Consider the following 23848-nt stretch of genomic DNA (forward strand, 5'->3'; position numbering starts at 1 on the left):
TCCAGGATTGCTCAGCGGTCAAATTCAATGCGAGCGCTTTTGGTTCTGACGCGGCGGTTGTTCAAGTGAGTAGCATTCACGGAACGATCAGGTCCGGATTTGGTTTAACCTGCATCCTCATCGCTAGCGGAGGCCATCATGTGGGCAATCCTCACCGGAGCCGCTCTCATCATCGGCGGACTTCTTTTTCTTTTCACGTCGGCGCTTGGTCGAAAACCGAGTAATCCGCACCAAATGCCGCAAGGCGGCACCACGCTGGAACCACGGCGCCAAGGCCTCAGGTTCCTCGGCGTATCCCAAAACTGGCCGGCGTTGGCCGTTATCGCCATCGGCGCACTTCTCTTGGCTTTTGGGGGATATTCATGACCGACACTCCTTGGGCGTCTTAGCTCCTTCGGCAACAAAAACCCGGCTTTCACCGGGTTTTTGTTCAGGCATTACCAAGTCTGGCGACTGGTCCAGTCATCGATGTCGCGTTTAACACGGTCCTTTTCGATACCATACCGCTCCTGGATCTTGCCTTCCAGTTGCTCGCGCTTGCCGGCAATCTGGTCGAGATCATCGTCGGTGAGTTTGCCCCACTGCTCTTTGATCTTGCCCTTCGCCTGCTTCCAGTTTCCTTCGACACGATTCCAATCCATGGTCGATTTCTCCTATTGTTGATGAGCAGGAAACGGACCGCAGTCGAAGTTGGTTCCTGTGTATTAGCTGATTTCATAAACCGTCACGTGATCCTGCGCCGACGCACGTAAACGACAGCCCAGGCCATGCGCGCAAGTGCTCGCCAGCAGTCGATCGCCATCGGCTTAGTTCAGTGTTTGAGCAAATGGGCACCTATTGTGCCGACCATAGTGCGGAGATCATCTTTCGACCGTACCCCATGTTCGAACATGGAGATCAACTCTTGAGCTGCTTTGATTGCACTTGGGCTATCCTTGGAGCAGCAGCGAGCGGCGCACCATTCGTCATAGATGTCTTTGATCATTGTGAGGTCTTCTGGACCCAGAGCCGACTTGGAGCCGTGCATACCTTGAAACATCGCAATCCTCCCAGATGCTGACGTGACACGTAACCACAACGCACTGATTTTATGCCAAATTCCGGAGATTTCAATGTGCGGTATAGGACAGAGCGAAAGACGCAAGGCTCTGCCCGCGTCCAATCAAAGCCAGACTCCAATCAAGAAAATCGCAAACAATTTTTGAAACTATAATAGATGTGAAAATATTAATCCAAGCGTTAAGCAAATCATTTTTCCAGTGTTATACTATGTCAATGGGAGAGAAACAATGTCACTCAATATATTCGTCTATCTCTACAATCTAGGCGGCCTTGACGCACTTAACGTTTCTCTGCGGAGCCTGTCGGATGAAGAAATGCTTGGTGCATTACTGTCTCTTGAGAAGATAGGGTACGAGTGATCTGGAATGCCCGGAGAAAGCAAGCTTCCGCATGTGTGCGGAGCGGTCCGAACGAACGCTAGTTGTCAGATGGGACAAAGGCCAATCCGGAAGATTGCGATGAGACCTCACGAGCTTGTGTCTCCCTTCATGCGCTGAAAAAGGAGATGTTCATTCTCTATCGTTCCAAAGGAAGTGAGGGCGATCATGATCCGATCCCAGATAGCCGACGCACAAACCGCGTTGAGCGACGAAGAAGTCGCGCTTTGCCAAAGAGTCTTTGACCACATCAGCTCGGTGCGAGAAATCACAACAGACACCGAGCGCGAAGATCTGGCTCAGCGGGTTATCCATTCGTACCAGCATGGGGTGAAGGACGAGGCCGCGTTAATGCGACTGCTGATCTGAGAGCGCGGCGGCAATCTTGAAGACTAGAAATGGTGAGAGCGTCGGGGTTCGAACCCGAGACCTACTGATTAAAAGTCAGTTGCTCTACCAGCTGAGCTACGCTCTCCCTCTCCGCGGGTGTGACCACCCCGGCTGGAAGTGGGCGGAACATAGGCAGGCGACCCATGCCGGTCAACCGAAAATTTTGCCTTTTGCAAACGTTCGGCACATTTCTTGCGCACGCCAAGACAAATATCTTACGTGCAGAGACAGATTTCTTGCGCGCGCAAAAAGGTGATTGGCAATCGCTTGCGTGCAAAGCTAGGAACATCACGCAGATTGCAGCCGGAGAGAATGCGTGTCGATTGCCGATATTTCCCTGTGGAGCGCGCTCATTGCCGGGGCGCTTTCCTTCCTGTCGCCCTGCGTGCTCCCCCTCGTTCCGCCCTATCTCTGCTATATGGCCGGCGTCTCCGTCGAGCAGTTCCGCGGAGGCGGTGCGGTGGCGGTGGCGCCCGACGTCAGGCGCGGCGTGTTTTTCTCGGCACTGCTCTTCACGCTCGGCTTTGCCACCGTCTTCGTGGCGCTCGGCGCCGGTGCTTCCAGCATCGGCATGGCGCTTCGCCAGCATCTCGACCTCTTGTCGAAGATCGGCGGGCTGATCATCATCGTCATGGGGTTGAACTTCCTTGGCCTCTTTCGAATCGGGGTGCTGGCGCGTGAGGCGCGCTTCCAGAGCAGCGGCAAGCCGGCGACGCTGACAGGCGCCTATATCATGGGCCTTGCCTTCGCCTTCGGCTGGACGCCCTGCATCGGCCCGGTGCTCGGCGCCATTCTCGGCGTTGCCGCCTCGCGCGAGACGGTCGGCTCCGGCGCCGGGCTGCTCGCCATCTATTCGCTCGGCCTTGCCATCCCGTTCTGGATCGCCGCCGGCTTTTCCGGCGCCTTCATGCGCTTCCTGTCGCGCTTCCGCCGCCATCTCGGCACGGTGGAAAAGGTGATGGGTCTGTTCCTCGTGCTGACCGGCCTCGCCTTCCTGTTCGGATGGGTCAGCAATGTGGCGATCTGGTTCCAGCAGACCTTTCCGATCCTGATGCAGATCGGCTAGGCCACCGGCTGCCGATTTTCCTGGCCATGGTGCAGGTGTGCGTGGGCTCCTCCGCTTCCTCCTGCGCCGTCCGTCGCCGGTACCGACGGGCAATGCGGCTTTGCGCGGCCTATCGGGAAAAGCGCCCCACGTTGCGGGATAGCCCATTGGTCAAGGGGACACTCCTCAGTATGCTGAGAATATCTGGCATCCGCACGCCGACGCTGCCATAAATGAGCTTCATCGAGGGAGGCATCGTGATGCAGAAGAATGCGCCGGACTTCAGCCTTGAGGGCAAGGTGACCTTAGTGACGGGAGCGAGCCGTGGCATCGGTCGAGCTTGCGCATTTGCCTGTGCCGCAGCAGGTTCCGATATCGTTTTGGGTGTCCGCGATGTCGCAGCGTCGGCGGGCCTGGTTGCCGAACTCGAGGGAGCGGGGCGAAAAGTTCTCCCCGTTGAACTGGACATTCCCAACAAAGCCCATATCGCACAAGCCGTCGACGCGGCGCTTGCGACGTTCGGGCGGATCGACGTCCTCGTCAACAATGTCGGCGTGGCTCCGGGCAACCTCGCGGAACTGGTCGAGGAGAAGGATCTTGACGAGATACTCGATGTCAACATCAAGGGTACCTTTCTGATGACGCAGGCTGTGGGCCGTCACATGATCAAGCGCAACGGCGGCAGGATCATCAACATCAGCTCACAGGCCGGTACCGTGGCACTGCGCGGCGAGGCAATCTATTGCATGAGCAAGGCGGCCATCAATCACCTCACGCGTTGCCTTGCAGCCGAATGGGCACGCTATGATGTCACCGTAAATACCGTATCGCCAACGTTCATTCACACCGATGGCACAGCACCTTTTCTATCCGATGCCGACAATCGCGAAGCGACGCTCGATCACATTCCGCTCGGCCGGATCGGAGAAACCGATGATGTGGTGGGTGCAGTCATCTTCCTTGCATCACCGGCAGCGAGCCTGATCACCGGCACTAATCTGCTGGTGGACGGTGGATGGTCCGTCGCCTGAGATTGAGCCCCCTTGCAGCGCAAGTCCTGTGCAAGTGAACAACGATTTGCCGGACAAGGATCGCCCTACGTCATCGGCAAAGGCGCTGGTCATAAGATTTCGGCCAGGATCAATAGCTCTCATGCAAACTGGCCATGAATTCGGCTCGGAGTGGAAGGTCGGTCGAGCAGACGGACTGTCACCGAGGAGTCGATTTCTTGGCGACTTGCAGACGCCAATGAGGGATCTAGATTCCCTGGATGGAAACCCTCGAATCCGACAACGGCTCTCGGCAGAATTCGCTTCGTCAGGTGCTGCGAAAGCTCGATAGGGCCGACGGCAAGCAGGCGGTCGCCTTTCGGGTGGTATTTGCTGCCATTGATGTCGCCATTCTCGCCTTCTTCCTGCTCGGCCCGTACCTGCGATCGGGTCCGTCCTATCTGATCATCGACTATGCGATAGCCGTGTGGATCGCTGCCGAGATGGCGGGCCGGGCGATTGCCGCATTCTCTCTGCGCGAGTGGATTCGGCGGCCGATGACCTGGATCGACTTTGTGGTGCTGGCCACGCTGTTGCTGCCGGATCTGCTCTTCAATTTCGCTTTCCTGCGGATCATGCGGTTCTGGGCGATCGGCAGGAGTCCGCTGCTTAGGGACTTGCTGCGCAAGGCCGGCTATTCATACCTTCTCGACGTCGTCCGGGCGGTGATCAATTTCCTTGTGTTCCTCTTCATGGCAACCGGGTTCGTCTATACGTCGTTCTTCTATAACAGGGAGGGAGGCGAAGGATTCGTCGATGCGCTATACTTCACGGTCGCGACGGTGACGACGACGGGATTCGGAGACATCACGCTTCCGGGAACGTTGGGCAAGCTCACTTCCGTTGTGACGATGATTGTCGGCATTTCCCTTTTCGTCAGGCTTGCTCAGGCAGTGGTCCGCCCTCACAAGGTGACCTATTCCTGCCACCGATGCGGCCTTCAGCGCCATGACGCGGACGCCGTTCATTGCAAGGCGTGCGGAGAGGTCTTGAACATACCGGACGAGGGATTGTGACCGTCGATCCTAGCGATTTTTGCAATGCTTTCGGACGAGGCTTCGTCCGTCGGATTGCAGCCCGCCCGTGCTGGGGAGCACGCCGCCGCCGGCTTAACGGTCGATGATCCGGCTGACTGAACGGGTACCCAGACGCGGGCTGGCACGACGGGCTGTCTGACCGATACCAAGGCGCCAGCCAAAGCCGCCATGGCGAGAAGGATTGCGACGCAAGGAAAATGACTCCCCGACGTATCGTTGTCGTTGTCTCGGTAGCTCATCATCCTCTCCTAAAGCGCGCCGGCGGAACGCCCGCGGCCTGGAGAACAGTATGGCTAACGGCAAAAGAGGCGGCTGTTGCACCTAGGTATCGACGACACGTTAGTATGCCCAATACCTTCGTCCACTAGCGGACCCCAGTCATCAGTCGCAAACTCCCGATGCCAACGCTCTCTGAGCATGATCTCGAGGCGGCCATCCATCGTCCATTATCGGAGAAGCAATCATGAGCGATCTTAGAACTGGGAGCCTCACGCGTCGGTCCTTCGGCGGGGTCGCACTCGGATTTACGGCGGCGGGGATCCTCGCGGGACATGCCGCGGGTGCTGACCAGGGCAAGATGGTCGGCCGAAAGAATGGCCACGGGCTTGTCGCTGACCGACAAATCGACGCGGGAGACCTCACTGTTGGATACGCCGAACTTGGCCCCAACGACGGATCGCCCGTCCTTCTGTTCCACGGTTGGCCCTATGACATCAATGCGTTCGCCGAAGTCGCCCCGTTGCTTGCAGACCAGGGCCATCGTGTAATCGTCCCCCATATGCGAGGATACGGCAGCACCAAGTTTCTCGCCGACGACACAATGCGCAACGGCCAACAGTCGGCGCTGGCAGTCGATGCCATCAAGCTGATGGACGCTCTGAAGATCGAGCGAGCCACTGTCGCGGGTTTCGACTGGGGCGCGCGGACCGCCGACATTGTCGCCGCGCTCTGGCCGGAACGATGCAAGGGCTTGGTCTCCGTCAGCGGCTATCTCATCGGGAACCAGACCGCCGGAAAGGCGCCGTTGCCGCCGTCGGCCGAACTGCAGTGGTGGTACCAGTTCTATTTCGCGACAGAACGCGGTCGCGACGGCTATGAAAAATACACGAACGACTTCGCCAGACTCATCTGGCAACTCGCCTCTCCTCGGTGGAAATTCGACGACAAAACGTTTGAACGAAGCGCTGCGGCGTTCGCCAATCCGGACCATGTGGCGATCGTCGTCCACAACTACCGTTGGCGGCTCGGTCTCGCGGAGGGAGAGAAGCGGTTCGACGAGTTCGAAACCAAGCTCGCATCCGCTCCCGACATCCACGTGCCTGCGATTACGATGGAAGGCGATGCCAATGGAGCACCGCATCCTGATCCGAAGGCCTACGCCGGAAAATTCAAGGCAAAATACGAACACCGTCTGATCAAGGGCGGTATAGGCCATAATCTCCCGCAGGAGTCACCAGAGGCTTTCGCTCAGGCAGTCATCGACGCGGATGCATGGGCATAAGCACCAGCATTGCTGGACGGTTCTTCCGAGGCTCGCCAGCCATCAGGTACAAACGAACTCACCTATCGGATATTTGGATAGTATCGATCAGAAAATGACGGGTAGTAGGACGCCTGTCATCGTGTGATGAAGCGGGAGGCGCTTCTGCCAGACAGCCGTGTCCGCTCCATCGCGGGGCGAGTTATCAGAAGCAGGAAGCGCCGAAACAGCGACCACCGCGGTTGCGTGGCGACAGTGCCTCGAAAGGATCCTTCGTTGGAAATCGGTATCGATAGTTTTGCCATGCTGCTGAACGACCCCGCTACGGGACGACTGCAGTCAGCCATCGATCGCATGGAGAGCGTACTTGCGGAGGTCGAGCTGGCCGATCAAGTCGGCCTCGACGTCTTTGGCATGGGCGAACATCATCGAGAGAACGCACTTGATTCCGCGCCAGCCGTGATCCTTGCGGCCGCTGCGGCGCGCACGAAGTCGATCAGGCTGACAAGCGCTGTCGCCGTCCTCAGCGCTGCCGACCCCGTGCGGCTCTTTCAGGAATTCGCCACACTGGATCTGATATCGCGCGGACGAGCGGAAATCGTGGTCGGCCGAGGTTCATCCATTGAGGCCTATCCCCTGTTCGGATTCGACCTTCGGGACTACGATACCCTCTTCGCGGAGAAGCTGGACCTGTTGCTGAAGATCAGGGAAAAGCCAAGTATCGAGTGGCAGGGCCGCTTTCGAGCGCCCATCGGCGGCCAGGGTGTCTTTCCCCGTCCGCACCAGCCAACCTTGCCAATCTGGCTGGGTGTCGGCGGGACGCCCGAATCCTTCATCCGCGCCGGAACACTTGGCTTGCCTCTGATGGTCGCCATCATCGGCGGTAGCTTCGAGCGGTTTCTGCCGTTGGTCGAACTTTATCGACGTGCATGGCTCGCCGCGGGCCACCCCAGCGAGGAACAGAGGGTCGGCGTGCACGCTCTCGGCTTTGTCGGGGAAACTGACAAAGCAGCCAGGGAAGCGTTCTTCCCTGGCTGGTTCCAGATGTTCACGGACGCTGGACGGGAACGGGGCTGGCCACCGCCAACGCAGGCGCAATTCGACTTCATGTGCGGCCCGAACGGTGCGTTTCTGGTTGGCAGCCCGCAGACGGTTGCGGCAAAGATCGAGCATGTTAACAGAACGTTGGGAGGGATTTCTCGCCTCACCTTTCAGATGAGCACAGCCGCCTTGGAGACCGAAGCAATGCGCCGTTCGATCGAACTCCTTGGCACCGATGTCGCTCCGATCGTTTGCGGACACCGTCTCGGCTAGAGCCATTGAGGCGCCTACATTGATCGGCGCCGCTATCTTCGAATGCTCGACCGACCCGTGATGGTGAAGCTGTCGCCGGACCCCCGTCCCTGCGCACCAACCACGGCGTCGTCCGGAAGGCGATGTCAGGCGGACGCGCGCCGATCGAGGACGATCCGGCCAGCGGGTCATGTGAACTCCAATCATCCGTGGTGCTGCTCGGGTGATACCTCCGGCCATTCCTCACGTCTATTGTACCTTGGTGTGCCCAAGGCGGCACCCGATCCGAACGTATCGGAGACACCTTCGTACAATATCGTGGCCCGGTTTTCGGCGCGATTGTCCCGGCAAAGCGGAAGACGACGCAAACCGTGTCCGGCTGCCTCCGCACACAACCGGTCAGCGCATGGCGCCGCTAGGTGAACGAAGGCCACCCGCGTCGCCCAAACGGAGGCAGGCATGAGCGTGCTTAAAACCGTGGTTATCCCGGGGCTTCGCAGGGAATCGGAGCGGGACGGTCAAGCCATTAGCATCCGGCGGTCGCCATGCGCGCGCCGATTTGGCATGAATTGAAAAGTAATACTTTTAACGAGCGAAGGGTTGGCATGCCCGCCGTCGATGCCTATGTGAGTTCGACAGCCGTACGCCGACGGTTACGCAGAGCCTCCATTCAGCATGGCGAGGGCGGCCATGGCTTCTCATTTTGAAAGGATCCACGATGACACTCTCCGGCGACCTTCTTATCGGCGGCGCGAACGTGCGCGGCGCGGCCGCGGCATTCTCCGCAATCAATCCCGCCAACGGCAACCCGATGGAACCGCGCTTCGCAGGTGCGACGAAGGAGCAGGTGGAAGAGGCCACGAGTTTGGCGTGGGACGCTTTCCCGATCTACAAGGAGACGTCGCTCGATGATCGGGCTCGGTTCCTGGAAGCAATCGCCGAAGGCATCGTCGCACTCGGCGACGATCTCGTCCTGCGAGCGATTGACGAGACTGGCCTGCCACGCGGCCGCATCGAGGGAGAGCGCGCCAGGACCGTCGGACAGCTTCGCCTGTTCGCCAAGGAGGTTCGCGACGGCAGATTTCAGGAACTTCGCTTCGATCCGGCCGATACGGAGCGCAGGCCGGTTGCAAAGCCGGACCTTCGGCTGCGAAACGTTGCCCTCGGCCCTGTCGCGGTGTTCGGGGCATCGAATTTTCCCCTCGCCTTCTCTGTCGCTGGCGGTGACACCGCCTCCGCCCTCGCCGCGGGCTGCCCGGTTATCGTCAAGGCGCACTCCGCGCATCCCGGCACGTCCGAGCTGGTCGGCAGAGCCGTCGCGGACGCGGTTGCTGCATGCGGCCTTCCGCGGGGGACGTTTGGGCTTTTGTTCGACGCGGGATTCGAGGTCGGTCAGACCCTGGTCGCCGACCACCGCATACGCGCCGTCGGCTTCACGGGCTCGCGCCGCGGCGGCACCGCGCTGATGAAGATCGCGTCGGAGCGGAAGCAGCCGATACCCGTCTACGCCGAAATGAGCAGCATCAATCCTGTCATCCTCTATCCCAACGCAGTTCGGAGCAGAGGAGCGGAGATCGGAAAATCGTTCGTATCCTCTCTGACCCTCGGCGCTGGCCAGTTCTGCACCAATCCTGGCCTGATCATCGCCGTCGAGGGTGCGGGCCTCGACGCCTTCATCGAGAGTGCCGCCGCAGCGCTTTCGGAATCGCAGGCTCAAACAATGCTGACTGGTGGCATCTTTGACGCATACTGCAATGGCGTCGCAAGGCTGTCGTCATCGTCTTCCGTCTCGCAAGTGGCCGCGGGAAAAGACGGAACGCCCCATCAGGCAGCGGCGGCGCTCTTCGAGACGACCGCGGCTGCATTCCTCGCGAATCCGGAACTTCAGGAAGAGGTTTTCGGCGCCTCGGGACTGATCGTCCGCTGCCGTGACGACGAGGAATTGCGAAGGGTCGTGGGATCCCTGGAAGGTCAGTTGACCATCGCCCTGCACGTGGACGCTGGAGACATCGGGGCCGCCTCGCCGATGATCTCGCAGTTGGAGCTGCTCGCGGGCCGACTTCTCGTCAACGGCTTCGGAACGGGGGTCGAGGTCTCCCCGGCGATGGTCCATGGCGGACCCTATCCAGCCACATCGGACGGACGATCGACCTCGGTCGGGACCATGGCGATCTACCGCTTCCTGCGCCCGGTCTCCTATCAGGACTTTCCGATAGATCTGCTTCCCGAGCCGCTCAAACTATTCTAAGCGCGTTTAGCCTCGGGCAACAGAATGTCGTGGATGCGATCGATGCATCCACGACGCAGGTCAGACTGCCGCTGTTCTAGCGGCCATCGTAGCTTTTTGCCCGCCACCCGCGATGATCTGCGCGGTGCCTGTGACTAGGCCCAGCGGCCGCCCAGTCGAAGGGGAAGGCTTATCCGCATCGTAGGCTGTTGCGAGACCGGTCGCCAGTTCATACGTTCTGTCATCCAACCTCACAGGAGCACAAGATGCAGATCGACCTCACAGGCAAGACCGCTCTGGTTACCGGATCCACTGAAGGCATTGGATACGCAATCGCCCGCCAGCTCGCGAGGGCGGGTGCGGACGTGGTGGTCAACGGCCGTTCCGAAGAAAAGACCGCAAAAGCCGCCGTCCGCCTGAAAGGCGAAGGCGCCAAGGGAAGCGTGACCGCGGCGGCAGCCGATCTCGCGACCGCTGGCGGATGTGACGCTCTTGTCGCCCAAGTCCCTCACGTCGACATCCTCATCAACAACGCGGGCATCTTCCAGCCGCTAGACTTCTTCGATGCGGACGACGAGGTATGGGACCGCCACTGGCAGGTGAACGTCATGTCCGCCGTCAGGCTTTCGCGCGCATATCTTCCGGGCATGCAGAAGCTCGATTGGGGCCGCGTCATCTTCATCGCGTCGGAATCCGGCTTTAACATACCGGTCGAGATGATCCACTACGGTGTCAGCAAGACCGCAGACATCGCGGTTGCCCGCGGCCTTGCTAAGCGCATGGCTGGCACGGGCGTCACCGTGAACTCCGTCCTTCCCGGCCCCACGCTTTCGGAAGGCGTCGAGGCGATGCTCGCCGAGGAACGTGTGAAGACGGGGAAACCGATCGAGGAGGTGGCGGCGGACTTCGTCAAGAAGCACCGCGCCGGTTCGATCATCCAACGGGCCGCGAGCGTCGAGGAAATTGCCAATCTCGTCACTTATTTGGCCTCCCCTTTGGCGTCCGCAACGACTGGAGCTTCGATGCGCGTGGACGGAGGCCTGATCGACACGCTCTGACGGACTCCACCGACCGGCCACTGCACCGTCTTCGTCGGAAGTTGTCTCCGCGATGCGCTGCGGTGGCGGGCTATTCGGTGGCCTTTCCAAAGCCCTCCAATTCTCACTCTTCGCAGACCAGTAGCTTATCGAAAAGACGGCACGTCAAGGAACCGCTGGCGACCGCCAAAGTTTAGCCTCGAGAACATCAGCGCAGATGAGTTCAATGGAAGACGCAGCGAAAGACTTGGGCGAACAACGTCGACGGCTCGATGGCCGTCGCGTCGCGGCAATCGACGACGACCTTGGGAATTCAGTATGAACATCGAGACGATCATTTTCGGGCCGAGCGACTGGGTCCCGAACAACCCGCATCTTCCTGTATTGCTTTACAAAGGGCTGTTTGCCGACGGCGGACCGACCGATTTCGAACGTCGCTTCGCGGCAAACGGTTGGACAGGCATCTGGACAAACGGTGTCTTCGATTATCAGCACTACCATTCCGGTGCCCATGAGGTGCTGGGAATTGCGCTTGGTAGCGCCACGCTGCTGATTGGTGGTCCCGGGGGTCAAGCAATAGCGGTGGCGGCCGGAGACTGTCTGGTGCTTCCTGCCGGGACAGGGCATCAGAATCTCGGCTGCACGTCGAACTTCCAGGTCATCGGCGCTTATCCTAAGGGACAGCATGCCGACATTCAGACTTCGGCTGCTTCAAGCGAGACGCTGACGAAAATCTCGTCGGTACCCCTACCCGACACCGATCCCGTTCAAGGACCATCGGGATTTCTGATCGAGCAATGGCGGTAGCAGGCTTGCCGCGTTCGCCGATCTGATCGACGCCGCCCCCATCAGCACCACGCCGGCAGCAAAAGCGAGGCCTGCACCTATGCCGTGGTATGGCTTGCCCTGTCCCTCGGCCCCACTCGTCCTTATCCCTCGACCAATCGATCGCAAACACGCCTCCATGTAGCGTCGTCGATGCCGTGTTTAAGGCGGCGGTCAGAAGGAGACGAACATGAACCTTGAGACAAAGATGAGCCTGGAAAACACCGCACACACCGGCAGACCTCGGCTCGACGAATTGGTGCCGTCGCGCTACGCGGTGCGGGTCGGCGAGATTGAGGTGCTGGTGGTCAGCGATGGAGTGCTACCGCTCCCTACCGCGATGCTGGGACACAACATCGATCCCGCCGTCCGAGCGGGCTGGCTGAAAGACATGTTCCTGCCAGCGGATGCTTTCGACTGGGCGCTGAACGTGGTCGTGGTGCGCAGCGGCGATCAGACCATACTCCTCGACGCCGGGCTGGGGATCGACCCGGACTTGCATCTGCCGCGGGCCGGGCAGCTGATCAAGCGTTTGGAAGCCGCCGGCATCGATCTTGCGTCGGTGACCGACGTGGTGCTGACCCACATGCACATGGACCATATTGGCGGGCTGCTCGTCGATGGGGTGAAGGACCAGTTGCGTCCGGACCTGCGCATCCACGTGGCGGCGGCCGAGGTCAAGTTCTGGGAGGCGCCCGATTTTTCCCGTGTCTCCATGCCGCCGGGCTTCCCGGAAGCGCTTCGGGCGACCGCCGAGCGGTTCGCCAAAGAGTATCGCAGCCATTTCAGGCTGTTCGATGACGAGTACGAGGTCGCGCCGGGCGTGGTCGTCCATCGCACCGGCGGCCACACCCCGGGGCACAGCGTGATCCGCGTGGCGTCCGGCGGCGACCGGCTGATGTTTGCCGGCGACGCCGTATTCGCGGTCGGCTTTGAGCACCCCGACTGGTTCAACGGCTTCGAGCACGACCCCGAGGAGGCGGCGCGCGTTCGGATCCGTCTTTTGCGGGAGCTGGCGGAGACCGGCGAGCAACTGGTGGCCACCCACCTGCCGTTCCCATCCGTCGGCCGGGTGGCGGTCGAAGGCGACGCCTTTCGTTGGGTGGCGGCCTTCTGGGACTACTGATCGATTGTTGGGTTGGGATCTTGGAGCGTGTACTCATCGCGTGAATGAGTCCACGCTCTACTGGTTTGTTTTTTGAGCAATTCCGAACGCTAAACCACTACACACTTTTGCTGGAATTGCTTAAGTCAGATCCTGACCCGCCGATCATCCCCGCATCCTGGAAGACCTCTTGGCCGATATCGTCAGCCTGCTATTGCCGTTCTTCGGCCTGATTCTCATCGGTTACATCGCCGCCAAGGCGACGAAGCAGCCTACCGAAGCGCTCGGCTGGCTGAAACCTTCATCATCTATGCCGCCCTGCCCGCTCTGTTCTTCAAGCTCGTCTCGCGCACGCCGATCGAAGAGCTGAGCCGCGTCGATTTCATCGCCACCGATATTGCGGCGACCTATGCAGTCTTCATCCTGCTTTCGCCATCGGCCGCCTGCTGCGCGGCAATTCGCTTGCCGATTGCACCATCCAGTCCTTTGCCGGCGCCTACGGCAATATCGGCTATTTGGGACCGGGCCTGGCGCTCTTGGCGCTCGGCGAAGGCGCGGCGGTGCCGGTGGCGCTGATCATCTGCTTCGAAAACGCGCTGCATTTCGTCGTGGCGCCGGCACTGATGGCAGCGGCTGGCGACGACAAGCGTTCAGCCAGCCGGCTTATCGCCGACATCGTGCGGAAAGTCGGCCTGCATCCCTTCATCCTGTCGACGACGCTTGGCTTTGCCGTGGCTGCCTTGCATCTCGACCAGCCGCTGGCGTTTCAGCGCCTCGTCGACTATCTCGCCCAGGCGGCGGCTCCCTGCGCGCTCTTTGCCATGGGCGTGACGCTGGCGCTGCGGCCACTGAAGCGGATCCCGGCAGAAATCTCCTATATCGTGCCGGCGAAGCTCATCCTGCATCCGATCGCGGTTTTCGTTGCGCTGACGGCGATTGGTGGTTTCGAGCCGGTGTGGATCCAAGCCGCCGCGCTGCTCGCCTCACTGCCGACGGCGACCAATGTCTTTGTCATCGGCCAGCAATATGGCGTCTGGCAGGAGCGCGCCTCGGCGACGATCCTGATCACCACGGTGTTTTCGGTGGTGACTGTTTCGCTCTGGCTGATCGTGATCCGCTCAGGCCTTCTTCCGCTTCAGTTTTTCCCGTAGCGCATCGGGAATATCGCGAAAGCCGCGGCCGGGCTCGATGCCCTCGCGCATGACGATATTGCGCAGCGGCGGTATGGCCGAGAGGATATGCAGGCCGGCAGCCCGCAGCATCTGGACGGGCAGGAAATCCGAGAGCAGCGAGCGGTTGAGAAGATCGACACTGGCCGTGCGCGTCATGATATCGGCGCGGCGCCTGCGGTCGAAGCTTTCGCCGGCATCGGCCGGCACCGGCAATTCCGCCCTGTCGCAAAGGATATCTGCAAGCGCCATGATATCGCGCAGGCTGAGGTTCAGCCCCTGCGCCCCGATCGGCGGGAAGACATGGGCGGCCTCGCCGATCAGCGCGATGCGTCCCTTGCCGAAACGATGCGCCATCATGCCGGACAGCGGCCAGACTTGGACGCCCTCCTCGACTCTGACCTTGCCGAGCATGGACTGCATGCGCGCCTCGACAAGAGCGCCGAGCTCGGCAAGCGGCAATTCCATGCGGCTCGCCGCCTCAGCGGGATCCTGCACCCAGACCAGGCTGGAGCGGCTCCCCGGCAGCGGCACCTGGGTGAAGGGGCCGTGTTTGGTGTGGAATTCGGTCGAGATATTCTGGTGCGGCAGCGAATGGGCGAAATTCAACACCATGGCCGATTGCGGATAGGACCAGTTGCGCACGGTAATGCCTGAGGTCTCGCGCAGCTTCGAGCCGCGGCCATCGGCGCCGACGGCAAAATCGGCCGACAGCGTCTCGCCGCCGGCAAGCGTGATCGAGACCACTTCGGCTGATATGTCGATCGATTCGGCCATATCGGTGAAGCGGTTGATATTGCCCTCGCCGGCAGCGGCCTCTTCGAGGATATCGATCAGCGCCCTGTTGGGGAAATTGTAGCCAAAGGCATCCAGGCCGACATCGGCCGCGCGAAAGGTGGTGGTCGGGGCGCGCAGCAGCCTGTCGGTGCCGTCGACGATGCGCATGCTGGTGAGAGGGGCGGCTGCGGGACGAAGCTTTTCCCAGAGCGCCAGGCGGTCGAGGAAGCGGATCGACTGATCCATCAGCGCTGTGGTGCGCCGGTCCTCCTTGGGAGCAACGGGGGCAACCAGCGCCACGCTGCGGCCGCCGCGCGCCAGCGCGATTGCGGCGATCATGCCGGCCAGACCGCCACCGACCACCGCCACTTCGAATGTCTTCATGCTATCGTTCCGCCATCGTAAAAAGGCGGATCGACCGCTTATGCGGCCGGCTTCGCCTGACGGCGCCAACTATAGCCCTTGCCGGCCTCGGCGTCACGCACCGCCGGCTGATAATGATGGGGAATGGCGGGAAGACGGTTTTCGGAAAGACGCTTCAGCGCCGTGGCGTTGGTGACCGAAAAGCTGTCGATGCCGACGCGCAGCATCAGCGGCACCTGATCGATCAGCACGTCGCCGACGGCGCGCAGCTCGTTGGTGTAGCCGAGGCGCTGGCGCAGCAACGAAGCATGGCTGAAGGCGCGGCCGTCGTTGAAAGCCGGAAAGGCGACGGCAATGATTTCGAGGCGATAGAGATAGGGCTCCAGCCGGCGCACGTCGTCGGCCGGCTTGATCAGCACGCCGAGGCCGACATCGTTGCTTTCGTCGGCCTTGGCGATCAGTTCGTCGAGACTAAGCAGCGGCTTCTGCTCTTCGGACGCCTTCACCTCGTCGGTCTCGATCACCCAGGGATCGTTTTCGACAAAACCGGTTTCTCTCCAGATCTTCGTCATCATCCCCTCCTTATGCCGCTTCGGCCGTCGCGCCGTAGAGCGCGGTCTTGAAAGGCTGCGGTCCGACGCGGCGATAGGCGGCGAGGAAGTTCTCGGATGGATCGAGGCGCAGGCCGAGATAGGTGTCGACGATCGTCTCGATCGCGTCGGTCACCCGGTCCGGCTCGAAGCCGCGGCCGATGATTTCGCCGATCGAGGTATGTTCGTCGCCGGAGCCGCCGAGCGTGATCTGGTAGAGTTCGGCGCCCTTCTTTTCCACACCGAGCAGGCCGATATGGCCGACATGGTGATGGCCGCAGGCATTGATGCAGCCGGAGATCTTGATCTTCAGTTCGCCGATCTCTGCCTGACGTTCGGCATTGCCGAAACGCCGCGAGATTTCCTGCGCCAGCGGAATCGAGCGTGCATTGGCCAGCGCGCAGTAGTCCAGCCCGGGACAGGCAATGATATCGGTGATCAGGCCGGCATTGGCTTCGGCGAGATTGATGGCGACGAGGCCGCGATAGACGGCTTCGAGATCGGCAAGTGCCACATGCGGCAGGATCAGGTTCTGCTCATGGCTGACGCGGATTTCGTCGAAGGCATATTCCTCGGCGAGATCGGCAATCGCATCCATCTGCGCATCCGAGGCATCGCCCGGAATGCCGCCGATCGGCTTCAGCGAGATCGTCACCATGCCGTAGTCGGGGTTCTTGTGCGGCTGCACGTTCTGCTGGACCCAGCGGGAGAAACCGGAATCAGCCTTCTTCCAGCGGGCGAGGTTTTCCCAGCCTTCGGCGCGCTGGGGCAGATCAGGCGGCGCGAAATAGGCAGCGATCGACTGGACGTCCTTTTCCGGCAGCTTGAGCTCGGTATCCTTCAGCGCGACGAATTCGGCCTCCACCTGGCGCGTCAGCTCCTCGGTGCCGGTTTCGTGCACGAGGATCTTGATGCGGGCCTTGTACTTGTTGTCGCGGCGGCCGTGCAGATTGTACACGCGCACGATTGCCGTGGTGTAGGAGAGCAGGTCTTCCTCGGGCAGGAAGTCGCGGATCAGCTTGGCGATCATCGGCGTACGGCCCTGGCCGCCGCCGACATAGACGGCAAAACCGATTTCGCCCTTGTCGTTCTTCTTCACATGCAGGCCGATATCATGGACCTGGATTGCGGCGCGGTCACGCTCGGCGCCGGTAACGGCGATCTTGAACTTGCGCGGCAGGAAGGAAAATTCCGGGTGTACCGACGACCACTGGCGCAGGATTTCGGCGTAAGGACGCGGATCGGCGACCTCATCGGCGGCGGCACCGGCGAAGTGATCGGCGGTGACGTTTCTGATGCAGTTGCCGGAGGTCTGCAGCGCATGCATTTCAACGCTGGCGAGGTCGGCCAGCGCATCTGGAATATCGGACAGCTTCGGCCAGTTGAACTGCAGATTCTGGCGCGTGGTGAAGTGTCCGTAGCCGCGGTCATAGGTGCGGGCGATATGGGCGAGCATGCGCAGCTGGCGCGCGCTCAGCGTGCCATAGGGAATGGCGATGCGCAGCATGTAGGCGTGGAGCTGCAGGTAGACGCCGTTCATCAGGCGCAGCGGCTTGAACGCATCCTCGGCGAGTTCGCCGGAAAGGCGGCGCTGGACCTGATCGCGAAACTGCTCGACGCGCTCGGTAACAAAGGCATGGTCAAATTCGTCGTAACGGTACATCGTCTTCCTCAGACTGCAATGAATTCGGGATCGGCAGGAGCGTAGCCCGGGGCATATTCCATGGTCGGGCCCTGTGCGCGGATGCGCTCGCGAAGGCGAAGCGGCCAGAGAATGCCGTTGGTTTCCTGAACGTCGACGACGGCGACGTCGACGACCTCGTTGTCGCCATAGGATTTCTTGCCGATCGCCTCCAGCGCCGCGACGGCCTCGGCATGATGGGCAACGAGCGCCTCCTGCAGCGAGGTGGACCACTTCCCGTTCGCATCCAGCCAGACGGCAATGCCGTCCGTCAGCCGGTTGGCGGTCAGAACCTTGTCACCCATATTCAGCTCCTTGCAAGTTCCTCGAGCCGGGCATTTGCGCGCACTAGTGGCTCGGACAGTTCGAAATTGGCGCCGGCGACCGCATCGCCGATGATGACCATGACAGGCCCGGTCAACTCGTCGCGGCGCTGCAGATCGGGCAAATCGGCGAGCGTCCCATGCAGCAGGCGACGATCGGCGCGGCTGGCATTTTCGATGACGGCGACGGTGGTTTCGGCGGGAATGCCCGCCTGCATCAGCCGCTCGGCAACGGAGGCAGCAACCGTGCGGCCCATATAGACGGCGATCGTCGCGCCGGAAACGGCAAGGCTTGCCCAATCGGGCAGCACGTCGCCTGTGAGATCATGGCCTGTCGTAAAGACCAACGAGGAGGCGACGCCGCGCAACGTCAGCGGCAGCTCGAAATCGGCTGCGGCAGCGAAAGCCGAGGTGATACCGGGCACGACCTCATAGGTGACGCCCGCAGCACGCAATGCGGCCATCTCTTCCCCTGCCCGGCCATAGACCAGCGGATCGCCGGATTTCAGGCGCACGACCCGCTTGCCCTGGCGGCCGAGATCGACCAGCAGGTCGTTGATTTCTTCCTGGGACTTCGAGTGGCAGCCCTTGCGCTTGCCGACGGAAAGCCGCTCGGCATCACGGCGGCCCATATCGACGATCGCCTGCGGCACGAGCGCATCATAGACGATGACGTCGGCTTCCATCATCACGCGCTGGGCCCGCAGCGTCAGCAGATCCTCGGCACCCGGACCGGCGCCGACCAGCCAGACGTGGCCTGCGACCTTGTCCATCGCGTGCAGCAGCCGGTCGGCGGCATGGTGGGCCTGCGGCAGGTTGCCGTTGGCGACCGCATCGGCAACGGCGCCGGAGAAGAAACGACGCCAGAAGACCCGGCGGGAGACGCCTCTCGGAACCAGTTGTTCGACGGCCTTGCGGTAGCTCGTTGCCAACCCGGCAAGGCGGCCGAGCGAGGGCGAAAGAAGCTGGTCGATCTGGGCGCGGATCATCTGCGCCAGAACCGGCCCTGCCCCTTCAGTGCCGATCGCAACGGCGACGGGCGCGCGGTTGACCAGCGCCGGCGTGAAGAAATCGCAGTAATCGGGCTGATCGACGGCATTGGCCGGAATTCTGGCGGCGCGGGCGGCATCGACGATGCTGCGGTCGTCGGCTTCATTGCCGGTTGCGGCGAAGACGAGCGCCGAACCCTCGACCTGTTCGGCTGAGAAGGCAACGCGCACGGTCTCGATACGGTTGCCGATCAGGAACGAGTGGTAATCGGCTTCCGGCCGATCGGCATAGGCGACAATCCGCGCCTTCGTGTTCAGCAGCAGCCGCACCTTAGCGAAAGCTTCGTCGCCATTGCCGAAGACAGCCGTCTTCTGGCCTTCCACGCGAAAGAAGGCGGGAAATACCGAAAGCTGTTCAGTCTTGGGAGGCATCATCAATCCACTTCAAGGTTGCCGGAATATGCCCTTGATCGACAAGGGATTGAAGGAACAGAAATTCGAAAGCCCAAGCAAGCGGGTATTCTTTTGCTCGTGCCGTCAATGATTTGAGAAAAGTCACCCGTGCGGCCAAAAAGCCGCATCTTCCCAGCCCGCTTGCTGCAATGCAGTATAAAGCTTGTGACAAAAGACGTCCACCGGTGCTTGACGCATTTCACTCGCGCCGCCAAGGCGATAGATTGAGGAAAACTGGAGCGCCCTCATGCCTGATAAGACCATTGCCTCCCGCCTGCTTTCGGTCATCGAAGGCGACATCCTGCCGCTGACGGAGCGTGGCGTTTCGCTTGGCAATAAGGTGTTCGGTGCGGCGATCTTAAGGAAATCCGATCTTTCGCTCGTCGTCGCCGAGACCAATAACGAGCTGGAAAATCCGCTCTGGCACGGCGAGGTCCATACGCTGAAGCGCTTCTACGAGCTTGGCGACAAGCCGCCGACCAAGGATCTGATCTTCCTTTCGACGCACGAGCCCTGCACGATGTGCATGTCGGCGATCACCTGGGCCGGCTTCGACAATTTCCACTATTTCTTCAGCCATGAGGATTCCCGCGACGCCTTCGCCATTCCGCACGATTTGAAGATCCTGAAGGAAGTCTTCGGGCTTGAACCCGGCGGCTACCGCAGGCAAAACGCCTTCTGGAACAGCTTTGCCATCGCCGATCTCGTCGAGACCGAAGAGGCTCAGCTGAAGACCGCGCTGGAGACGCAGACCGCCCGCATCAAGGCGCGCTACGACGCGCTGTCGTCCAGCTACCAGTCGTCGAAGAGCGCCAACGACATTCCCTTGAACTGAGGGCCGCTGAACTGAGGCCCACCGAACTGAAGCCTGCTGAACCGAGGGCAACATGGAACCTTCCAAAGACATTTCGCGGCTGATCGAGATCATGGCGGCGCTGCGCCACCCGGAAACCGGCTGCCCCTGGGACATCGTGCAGAATTTCGAGACGATCAAGCCCTATACGATCGAAGAGGCCTATGAGGTCTCCGACGCGATCGAGCGTGGCGACATGGACGATCTCTGCGACGAGCTGGGCGATCTGCTGCTGCAGGTGGTCTTTCACGCGCGCATGGCCGAGGAGGCCGGCGAATTTTCCTTCGGCGACGTGGTCAACGCCATCACCGCCAAGATGATCCGTCGCCACCCGCACGTCTTTGCCCGCTCGGCGGCGGATACGCCGGACGCGGTGAAGAGACAATGGGACGAGATCAAGCAGGCGGAGAAACGCGAGCGCACTGAACGGCGGTCACGGCGCGGCATCACCGAGGACTTCAACAGCGGCTTTCTCGGCTCGGTGCAGCGCAGCTTCCCGGCTTTGACGGAAGCACTGAAGCTGCAGGAGCGCGCCGCCAAGGTCGGCTTCGACTGGTCAGCACCGGAGCCGATCCTCGACAAGATCGAGGAAGAGATCGGTGAATTGCGGGTAGCCCTTCGCGAAGGCGATCAGGCAAAGGTCAGCGACGAACTCGGCGACCTGATCTTCGCGGTCGTGAATATCGGGCGGCATGTGAAGGCGGATCCGGAACAGGCAGTGCGCGGAACCAATACGAAATTCCGGCGTCGTTTCAGCCATATAGAACAGGTTCTTGAGGCAGAAGGCGAGACGCTGGAAGAGGCGACGCTGGAGCGGATGGAGGAAATCTGGCAGGCGGCGAAAGCGATTGAAAGAGCGATCGTGGCGGAGTGAGTTATCGCTGGCGATTTTGGTTGATCGCCGAAACCAGCCCCTCATCCGGCTGCCGCCACCTTCTCCCCGCCTGCGGGGAGAAGGGGATATGCCGCAACCTCTCCGTTCCCCGCCGACCTTTCGCAGGGCACGTCCCCTCGCCCCGTTTTTACGGGGAGAGGGTTAGGGTGAGGGGCAGCCATTAGCGCGAACCCGACAGCAGTGGCACCGCGCCAGGCGCGGGCCTTACCGCTCCCAATCTTCCTTATCAGACTTCGGACCATTGCCGATGCGGCGTTCGAGTTCGGTTGCCTCGGTTTCGGAGAGGCGCAGATCGAGCGTGATCGTGCCGTCTTCATTATCCTCGCGGCTGTCGACGATCGCATGGTCATAAAGCCAGGGAAGCAGCGCCAGCTTGTCGACAGGAAGGCGGATCGTCGCCACGGTCATCACGCCGGACAGTCTGCGGCTGATCTCTTCCATCAGCGTGTCGACACCCTCGCCGCTGACGGCGGAAACCGCCACCACGTTGCTGGCGCCGGCCGATTTCTGCACCATGGTGTCATGCACCTCGGGCTCCAACCGGTCGATCTTGTTCCAGACCTCGATCAGCCGTTTTTCGGCTTCGGCCTCGTCGATACCGAGATCGTTCAGGATGCGCATCACGTCGGAGCTCTGCGCCTGGTTGTCGGCATCGGACATGTCGCGGACATGCAGGATGAGATCGGCTTCCAGCACCTCTTCCAGCGTCGCCCGGAAGGCGGCGACCAGATGGGTCGGCAGGTCGGAGATGAAACCGACGGTGTCGGAGAGGATGACAGTGCGGCCGTGCGGCAGCTTCATGCGCCGAAGGGTCGGGTCGAGGGTGGCAAAGAGCATGTCTTCAGCCAGCACGCCGGCGCCGGTGATGCGGTTGAAGAGCGTCGACTTGCCGGCATTGGTATAACCGACCAGTGCCACGATCGGGTGCGGCACCTTGCGGCGCTTGGCGCGGTGGAGCTGGCGGGTGCGCACGACCTGCTCCAGCTCGCGCTCGAGCTTGATAATGCGGTCCTGCAGCATCCGCCGGTCGGCTTCGATCTGGGTTTCGCCGGGACCGCCCATGAAGCCGCCGCCGCCGCGCTGGCGTTCGAGGTGGGTCCAGCTTCGGACCAGGCGGCCCTTCTGATAATTCAGATGGGCGAGATCGACCTGCAGCGTGCCTTCCTTGGTGGAGGCGCGGCGGCCGAAGATTTCGAGGATGAGGCCCGTCCGGTCGATGACCTTGGCGTTCCATTCCTTTTCGAGGTTGCGTTGCTGCACCGGCGTCAACGGATGATCGACGATGACGAGACCGGAATCGCGCTCGTCGAGCAGCGCCTTGATCTCTTCGATCTTGCCGGTGCCGAGCAGTGTGGCCGGTCTTGGATCGTTGACCGGGACGATCGAGCCGTGGACGACATCGAGATCGATCGCCTGGGCAAGACCGGTCGCCTCTTCGAGCCGGCTTTCCGGCGTGCGGGTCGAGGCAGATTCGCTCTGACCGCCGCGACTGCGCGATTTCAGAACCGGCACGACGACAGTCGCGCGCATATCGTCCCTGTGCTTGGCGGCCTCAGGGATGATCGAATCGTTCTTGGTATCGCGTGTCGAAATGACGGCTGATCCTGTTAGGACGCGGCTTCTTCGCTCTCGAACATCTGCATGGGCTGGCCAGGCATGATCGTCGATATCGCATGCTTATACACGAGCTGCGAATGGCCGTCACGGCGAAGAAGAACACAAAAATTGTCAAATGACGTAACAACGCCCGTGAGTTTCACGCCGTTGATCAGAAAGATTGTCAGGGAAATCTTTTGCTTGCGAACAGTATTGAGAAATAAGTCCTGAAGATTCTGAGAACGTTCCGCCATCGCGCCGCTTCTTTCTTTATTGCCGACCTGATCTGGCCGGTAGAATATCAATCAACCTCACCATGCGAAGACCGGTGGCATCCTCATTCCACCTGTCCAGCAAATCTTGGTATCAAATCGCAATCTTTTCCGCAACGTCGAAAAAGGCCTCGCGGACTTTCTGCGAAACGCTGCCTGGATGACCGTTGGCAATGGCCTGGCCATCGACGGAAACGACCGGAAAACAAATGCTTGTGGCTGCAGTGAGGAAGACCTCGCGGGCCGCGAGCATCTCGGAAACGGAGAAATTTCGCTCCGCTATCGTCAACCCCAGCTTGGCTCCGACATCCATCAAGGTGGTGCGGGTAATGCCGCGCAGGATGCCGTTTTCGGCCGGGCGCGTCACCAGCCTTCCGTCCGGGTCGACGATCCAGACATTGGTCGCCGCCCCTTCCTTCACCATGCCGTCGCCGTCGACATAGATCGCTTCCTGGGCGCCGGCCTCCTTGGCCTGCTGGCGGGCCATGGCATTCGGCAGCAGGCCGATGGACTTGATGTCGACGCGGTCCCAGCGATTGTCGATAAGGGTGATTGCCCGGATGCCGTTGGCGTTCTTGGCGGCAATGATCCTGGCATCGGTGCTCTTCGCGGTGATGACAAGCGAGGGCGGCGTTCCCTCGGCCGGAAAGACATGATCGCGGCGGGCGACACCGCGCGTCACCTGCATGTAGAAAAGCCCGTTGCGGACATGGTTGCGGCGCAGCGTCTCGCGAATGACCTGCGTCAGTGCCGCCCGGCCCATCGGCCAGTCGATGCGCAACTCACCAAGCGAACGGTCGAGACGGTTCAGATGGCGCGTGAGGTCGACGATATAGCCGTGGCGCACCTCGCAGACTTCATAGACGCCATCGGCAAACTGGTAGCCGCGATCCTCGATATGCACGCTGGCATCGGAATGCTTGACGTAACGGCCATTCACATAGGCAATTCTCGGCATGG

Annotated in this window: 23 protein-coding genes, 1 tRNA gene and 2 pseudogenes; 15 read left to right on the forward strand and 11 right to left on the reverse strand. The window is 61.0% G+C overall.

All coding sequences use genetic code 11. The features are described from left to right. The first annotated feature begins 138 nt into the window (after positions 1–138). Positions 139–366, forward strand: coding sequence for a hypothetical protein (locus RWJ89_RS08790; protein ID WP_077981067.1), 228 nt, complete (start codon positions 139–141; stop codon positions 364–366). 71 nt (positions 367–437) lie between these two features. Here RWJ89_RS08790 and RWJ89_RS08795 read toward each other — a convergent pair whose 3' ends face one another. Together RWJ89_RS08795 and RWJ89_RS08800 are read right to left on the reverse strand one after the other, a co-directional pair. Then, positions 438–641, reverse strand: coding sequence for a CsbD family protein (locus tag RWJ89_RS08795; protein ID WP_077981068.1), 204 nt, complete (start codon positions 639–641; stop codon positions 438–440). Between the two features lie 170 nt (positions 642–811). Further along, on the reverse strand, positions 812–985 hold the full coding sequence (locus tag RWJ89_RS08800) for a hypothetical protein (RefSeq protein ID WP_231283788.1): 174 nt from the start codon (positions 983–985) through the stop codon (positions 812–814). A gap of 304 nt (positions 986–1289) precedes the next feature. On the opposite strand from RWJ89_RS08800, the pseudogene RWJ89_RS08805 reads away from it, so the two are divergent. Continuing rightward, positions 1290–1483 (forward strand): annotated as a pseudogene (locus RWJ89_RS08805) (hypothetical protein). 124 nt (positions 1484–1607) lie between these two features. Continuing rightward, positions 1608–1808 (forward strand): hypothetical protein, encoded by a 201-nt coding sequence (locus tag RWJ89_RS08810; protein ID WP_020049824.1) that lies wholly within the window; start codon positions 1608–1610, stop codon positions 1806–1808. 30 nt (positions 1809–1838) lie between these two features. Here RWJ89_RS08810 and RWJ89_RS08815 read toward each other — a convergent pair. Then, positions 1839–1914: transfer RNA gene (locus RWJ89_RS08815), tRNA-Lys, on the reverse strand. A 231-nt stretch (positions 1915–2145) separates the two neighbouring features. Between RWJ89_RS08815 and RWJ89_RS08820 the strand changes: the two genes are divergently transcribed. The 10 genes and pseudogenes from RWJ89_RS08820 (at position 2146) to RWJ89_RS08865 (ending at position 14078) form a co-directional block, all read left to right on the forward strand. Then, positions 2146–2895 carry a cytochrome c biogenesis CcdA family protein gene (locus tag RWJ89_RS08820; RefSeq protein WP_316028531.1) on the forward strand — a complete coding sequence of 250 codons (750 nt, stop codon included), beginning with the start codon at positions 2146–2148 and terminating at the stop codon, positions 2893–2895. A gap of 239 nt (positions 2896–3134) precedes the next feature. Further along, a complete protein-coding gene (locus tag RWJ89_RS08825) occupies positions 3135–3905 on the forward strand; it encodes an SDR family NAD(P)-dependent oxidoreductase (protein WP_316028575.1) in 771 nt (256 codons plus the stop codon). A gap of 239 nt (positions 3906–4144) precedes the next feature. Next, a complete protein-coding gene (locus RWJ89_RS08830; protein ID WP_077981072.1) occupies positions 4145–4939 on the forward strand; it encodes an ion channel in 795 nt (264 codons plus the stop codon). 484 nt (positions 4940–5423) lie between these two features. Next, positions 5424–6461, forward strand: a complete 1038-nt coding sequence (locus RWJ89_RS08835; RefSeq protein ID WP_316030855.1) for an alpha/beta hydrolase — start codon at positions 5424–5426, stop codon at positions 6459–6461. A 255-nt stretch (positions 6462–6716) separates the two neighbouring features. Beyond that, a complete protein-coding gene (locus RWJ89_RS08840) occupies positions 6717–7754 on the forward strand; it encodes an LLM class flavin-dependent oxidoreductase (RefSeq protein ID WP_316028530.1) in 1038 nt (345 codons plus the stop codon). Between the two features lie 697 nt (positions 7755–8451). Beyond that, the gene (locus RWJ89_RS08845) at positions 8452–9981 is read left to right on the forward strand and encodes an aldehyde dehydrogenase (NADP(+)) (protein ID WP_316030856.1); all 1530 of its coding nucleotides are present in this window, start codon (positions 8452–8454) and stop codon (positions 9979–9981) included. 245 nt (positions 9982–10226) lie between these two features. Further along, positions 10227–11018, forward strand: a complete 792-nt coding sequence (locus RWJ89_RS08850; protein ID WP_221949667.1) for an SDR family NAD(P)-dependent oxidoreductase — start codon at positions 10227–10229, stop codon at positions 11016–11018. 297 nt (positions 11019–11315) lie between these two features. Further along, the gene (locus RWJ89_RS08855; protein WP_168281853.1) at positions 11316–11804 is read left to right on the forward strand and encodes a cupin; all 489 of its coding nucleotides are present in this window, start codon (positions 11316–11318) and stop codon (positions 11802–11804) included. A 208-nt stretch (positions 11805–12012) separates the two neighbouring features. After that, positions 12013–12948, forward strand: coding sequence for an MBL fold metallo-hydrolase (locus RWJ89_RS08860; protein WP_316030857.1), 936 nt, complete (start codon positions 12013–12015; stop codon positions 12946–12948). Between the two features lie 169 nt (positions 12949–13117). Further along, positions 13118–14078: pseudogene (locus tag RWJ89_RS08865) on the forward strand (AEC family transporter). On the opposite strand, the gene RWJ89_RS08870 reads toward RWJ89_RS08865, so the two are convergent. From RWJ89_RS08870 to cysG, 5 genes are read right to left on the reverse strand one after another with little or no spacing between them, the layout of a single operon-like run. Beyond that, a complete protein-coding gene (locus tag RWJ89_RS08870; RefSeq protein WP_221998832.1) occupies positions 14046–15257 on the reverse strand; it encodes a UbiH/UbiF family hydroxylase in 1212 nt (403 codons plus the stop codon). The pseudogene RWJ89_RS08865 and the gene RWJ89_RS08870 overlap by 33 nt on opposite strands. A 38-nt stretch (positions 15258–15295) precedes the next feature. Beyond that, on the reverse strand, positions 15296–15808 hold the full coding sequence (locus RWJ89_RS08875; protein WP_316030858.1) for a DUF934 domain-containing protein: 513 nt from the start codon (positions 15806–15808) through the stop codon (positions 15296–15298). A 10-nt stretch (positions 15809–15818) separates the two neighbouring features. After that, positions 15819–17489, reverse strand: a complete 1671-nt coding sequence (locus tag RWJ89_RS08880; protein WP_131642304.1) for a nitrite/sulfite reductase — start codon at positions 17487–17489, stop codon at positions 15819–15821. An 8-nt stretch (positions 17490–17497) separates the two neighbouring features. Beyond that, positions 17498–17812 (reverse strand): DUF2849 domain-containing protein, encoded by a 315-nt coding sequence (locus RWJ89_RS08885; protein ID WP_316030859.1) that lies wholly within the window; start codon positions 17810–17812, stop codon positions 17498–17500. Positions 17813–17814: 2 nt separating this feature from the next. Beyond that, the gene (gene cysG / locus RWJ89_RS08890) at positions 17815–19251 is read right to left on the reverse strand and encodes a siroheme synthase CysG (RefSeq protein WP_131642302.1); all 1437 of its coding nucleotides are present in this window, start codon (positions 19249–19251) and stop codon (positions 17815–17817) included. A gap of 268 nt (positions 19252–19519) precedes the next feature. Here cysG and RWJ89_RS08895 point away from each other — a divergent pair, with 268 nt between their 5' ends. Both RWJ89_RS08895 and mazG read left to right on the forward strand, forming a co-directional pair. After that, a complete protein-coding gene (locus RWJ89_RS08895; protein WP_168302938.1) occupies positions 19520–20107 on the forward strand; it encodes a deaminase in 588 nt (195 codons plus the stop codon). A 52-nt stretch (positions 20108–20159) separates the two neighbouring features. After that, the gene (gene mazG, locus RWJ89_RS08900; RefSeq protein ID WP_131663964.1) at positions 20160–20999 is read left to right on the forward strand and encodes a nucleoside triphosphate pyrophosphohydrolase; all 840 of its coding nucleotides are present in this window, start codon (positions 20160–20162) and stop codon (positions 20997–20999) included. Positions 21000–21224: 225 nt separating this feature from the next. On the opposite strand, the gene hflX is transcribed toward mazG, so the two are convergent. The 3 genes from hflX to RWJ89_RS08915 all read right to left on the reverse strand — a co-directional run bounded on the left by hflX (position 21225) and on the right by RWJ89_RS08915 (position 23846). Then, entirely contained in the window at positions 21225–22550 is a 1326-nt protein-coding gene (gene hflX / locus RWJ89_RS08905) for a GTPase HflX (protein ID WP_131663963.1), read from the reverse strand. Between the two features lie 77 nt (positions 22551–22627). After that, positions 22628–22870: an RNA chaperone Hfq gene (gene hfq / locus RWJ89_RS08910; RefSeq protein ID WP_003539403.1), complete on the reverse strand. Its 243-nt coding sequence runs from the start codon at positions 22868–22870 to the stop codon at positions 22628–22630. A 112-nt stretch (positions 22871–22982) separates the two neighbouring features. Further along, positions 22983–23846 (reverse strand): D-amino-acid transaminase, encoded by an 864-nt coding sequence (locus tag RWJ89_RS08915; protein ID WP_131663962.1) that lies wholly within the window; start codon positions 23844–23846, stop codon positions 22983–22985. Positions 23847–23848: the final 2 nt, after the last annotated feature.

This window comes from Rhizobium sp. 10PS4 (genome assembly GCF_032464805.1).
Lineage (GTDB): Bacteria > Pseudomonadota > Alphaproteobacteria > Rhizobiales > Rhizobiaceae > Rhizobium > Rhizobium laguerreae.